This window comes from Idiomarina sp. UBA4206 (assembly GCF_002383015.1).
Classification (GTDB): domain Bacteria; phylum Pseudomonadota; class Gammaproteobacteria; order Enterobacterales; family Alteromonadaceae; genus Idiomarina; species Idiomarina abyssalis.
Window position 1 is genome coordinate 34044 of record NZ_DFTS01000012.1, and the last position, 3908, is coordinate 37951.

Sequence of the window (3908 nt, forward strand, 5' to 3'; positions counted from 1 at the left end):
GACTTGTTTGTGGCGGGCTAAATTTACAACGGCAAACAGCAGGTCACCAATTTCCTCTTCAATGTGGTCCTGGTCTGTAGCTTCTTTTACTTCCTGTATTTCTTCGTCCACTTTGGCGTAAACAGGCTCCGCCTCGGTCCAGTCAAAGCCCACTGACGCAGCACGTTTTTGCAGCTTAGCGGCTTTTAAAACGCTGGGCAGTTGACTGGGAATGTCATCAAACACGGAGCCTTTAGCGTCTTTCTTTGTACGCTCCTGCTGCTTTATTTGTTCCCACTGAGCCTTAATTTCCGCGTCAGACAGGTTCCGTTCGGCATCAGTACCAAATACATGAGGATGCCGGCTTATAAGCTTATCGGCGGTGTGTGCAGCTATGTCATCGAGCTCAAACTGCTGTTCTTCTCGCGCTAACTGGGCGTAGAACACCACCTGAAACAACAAGTCACCCAGTTCGTCCTTTATCGACTGCCAGTTTCCCGACTGAATAGCATCAACAACTTCATAGGTTTCCTCAATGGTGTAAGGAATTAACGAGGTCATGTTCTGCTTTAAGTCCCATGGGCAACCGCTTTCCGGATCTCGCAACTGTGCCATAACCTGTTGCAGCTGTTGCATTCCTTTCACTGAGGTACCTCCACTGTTTTATTGGCTGATGTTTTAAAGGGCTAATGTTTTAACGTGATTCGCTGGATCTGTTCAACACCGTGCACCTGTCGCAGTCTGTCCATAATTCGACTGAGTGCGTCGCTGTCTTTTACCGTTAAGGTTAACACCACCGTAGCTGACTGTGACTGAGCATCGCTTTCACTGTCCATTTGCGCTACCGCAGCCTTTTCGTTCGACAACACGCTGGTGATATCATGCAGAAGCCCGTTACGGTCTAATGCGGATACTCGCAGACTGGCACGGTATTCCTGTTTGGAGTGCCCCGACCAGGACACTTCAATGCCGCGTTCAGGGTGTTGATGCAATAAATGCGTTAACTGATCACAGTCTCTATGGTGCACAGATACGCCCCGGCCCTGAGTAATAAAACCGGTAATAGGCTCACCCGGCAAGGGCTCGCAACAATTGGCAAAGTGCATCATTAAATTACCAATGCCTTCTACCGTTACATCAGACTTCGGTGTTTTCGGCGACTGCTTGGCTTTACGACGTTTAGTTAAACGCTCAACTTTTTCTACTTCGGTTTCCTGAGGTTTCAGGAAATTAACCACCTGATGCAGGCGCACATCACCAGCACCAATGGCGGCAAGTAAGTCATCCAGTGTGGGTACATTAAATCGCCCTACCGCTTTGCTCGCGTCCTGCACATGCAACTGATGCTTCTGCAGTTCGTTTTCCAGCAGTTCTTTACCCGCCTGAAGGTTCTTTTCTCTGTCTTCTTTTTTGAAGTAGGTATGAACCTTGGCTCGCGCCCTAGAGGAATGCAAATATCCGAGCTGTGGGTTAAGCCAGTCACGCCGTGGTTGAGCATTCTTCTGAGTTAAAATCTCAACCCTGTCACCATTCTGCAATTGATAGGTAAAAGGCACAATGCGACCGTCGATCTTTGCGCCAATACACTTGTGGCCAACCTGGCTGTGAATATAATAAGCAAAGTCCAGCGGCGTAGAGCCCATGGGTAAATCGACTACCTCGCCTTTCGGGGTAAAAACGTAAACGCGGTCTTCAAATACCTGCGAGCGAATTTCATCCACCAGAGTTTCGCTGCCGGCCATATCTTCGTGCCAGGCTAATAGCTTACGCAGCCAGGCTATTTTGTCTTCAAAGCCGTGACGCTTGCCAGCCGACGCGCCTTCTTTGTACATCCAGTGCGCAGCTACGCCCAGCTCTGCGTCGTCGTGCATGTCGTGCGAACGTATCTGAATTTCAACGTTTTTATGCTCGGGACCAATAACCACTGTATGGATAGACTGATAACCGTTTGGCTTTGGTGTTGCCACGTAGTCATCAAACTCGGACGCGATATGCCGCCAGCGCGAGTGCACCACACCCAAGGCTGCGTAACAGTCTTTCAGGTTGTGCGTCAGAATACGTACAGCGCGAATATCGAACAGCTGATCAAACTGCAGATGCTTTTTCTGCATTTTGCGCCAAATCGAGTAGATGTGCTTAGGGCGTCCGTAAACGTCTGCATCGATACCTTGCTGTCTCAGCGCGTTTTGCAGCTCAGAGACAAAATTATCAATATATTGCTCGCGGTCGGTCCGACGCTCATGCAGGCGTTTGGCAATGGTTTTATAGGTATTAGGGTGCAAATAGCGAAAGGAGATGTCTTCCAGCTCCCATTTCAGCTGGCCTATGCCTAAGCGATTGGCCAACGGCGCGTAAATTTCAGCACACTCTTTGGCGGCCAGCACCCGAGTTTCTTCATCGGCTTTTTTCACTTCACGCAAGTAGCAGATACGCTCTGCCAGTTTTATCAATACGGCACGCACGTCTTCTACCATGGACAATAGCATGCGTCTCACATTATCTATTTGACCGCCGTCGGGCTGGCCGTGCTGGAAATGCTGTAAGTCACCGATACTCTGCATTTGTTGCACATTGCGCAACAGCACTATCAGGGTTTTAGACTGTTTACCGTTTAATTTGTCTAAATCGAGTTTGCCGGCTTCTAAAAGAGGCATATACAGCGCCGCCAGCAGCGATTCGGCATCGAGCTTGAGTGGAGCCAGTATTTCAACCATTTCCTGGCCTTTTAACAGCGCGGCTTCTTCTTTCGGAAATTGCTGCTTTAACTGCTCCAGAGTGCTTTCTAATGGCTCAGGATCACTCACAGCGTTCAGCCAATGCTGTTCACTGTCTTTATACTTGGGATCATCCACGTGGGTACTGCGTACATGGACCATGATTTACGACGCTCGTTCCAGACAAACCATGGTTTCAATGTGATGCGTTTGCGGGAACATGTCAACTGTGCAGAGCTTAGTTATACGGTAGTCTGAGCTCTTTTTATCAGATTTTAACCCAGCGATTATAGCCAAGTCGCGCGCGAGTGTGTCAGGCGCACAAGACACATACACAATTCGGGAAGGTCGTTGCTCAGGTTTGAGCTTTTTGAGTAATGTCATAACACCTTCCGCACCCGGACGTGCCGGGTCCAGACACCATAAATCTGCAGGGTTCTTTAAGTCGGACGCAATAATGTCATTCAAGTCAGCAGACAGCGACGTTAAGTTATTCAAACCGCTGGCTTCTGCGTTGCTGAGCGTTTGCTTCGCCATGCGGTAGACTCCTTCGACGGCTAACACAGATTTCGACCGGCGTGCCAGTGGAATGCTGAAATTACCAATACCCGCGAAAAAGTCATACACTCGCTGTGTTTTCTCAGGTGCTAGCCAGTCGATCGCCTGCTGCACCATACGTTCGTTAATACCGCCGTTAACCTGCAGAAAGTCACCCGGCTGAAAGTAGAGTTTGTCGCCGTCTATGGAGGTATCAAAGGGTAAACCTGCGTTGTTCAGTGGCGTTAATTCGTTTTCGCTTTGCAGCCAAATATCGATATTATGTTCTGCCTGCCAGCTCCCTAATGCCTGCAGAGCGTCTTTTGGCAAGCTGTCCGTTATACGCAATAAAATAACTGGCTTATTGGTGCGAATAGCTTCTAAATGGCCCAGCTTAGTTGCAATACTTGAAGTATTCAGTACCGGATACAGCCTATTCACAGCTTGCAACAAACTTTCGTCGGCCACTAAGCAGTCATCAACCGCAACAATCTGATGGCTTTGCGCTTCCCGGAAACCGATAAGCAGCTTTTGCTCTTTGCCTAACCAGCGCGTTGCTAACCGCACTCGCCTGCGGTACCTTGTGGGCTCACTAACTAGCGGTGCCTGCCAGGGCAAACTCTCGGTCGCTGAGTCAAACACACCGAACTTCTGGAACAGCTCTTCCACCACTTGTTG

General features: G+C 49.3%; 3 protein-coding genes. All 3 read right to left on the bottom strand.

Annotated features, from left to right (window positions below; translation table 11 throughout):
• Positions 1-624, bottom strand: a 624-nt coding sequence (gene mazG / locus B3180_RS02345) for a nucleoside triphosphate pyrophosphohydrolase (RefSeq protein ID WP_414654012.1), incomplete at its 3' end; no start/stop codon positions are given.
• Between the two features lie 41 nt (positions 625-665).
• The gene (relA, locus tag B3180_RS02350) at positions 666-2855 is read right to left on the bottom strand and encodes a GTP diphosphokinase (protein WP_278358737.1); all 2190 of its coding nucleotides are present in this window, start codon (positions 2853-2855) and stop codon (positions 666-668) included.
• A gap of 3 nt (positions 2856-2858) precedes the next feature.
• A partial coding sequence (locus B3180_RS02355; protein ID WP_286842772.1) for a 23S rRNA methyltransferase occupies positions 2859-3908 on the bottom strand: 1050 nt, incomplete at its 5' end.

Coding starts and splice junctions, on each gene's coding strand:
- relA (WP_278358737.1), bottom strand. CDS start 2,855: ATGGTCCATGTACGCAGTACCCACGTGGATGATCCCAAGTATAAAGAC.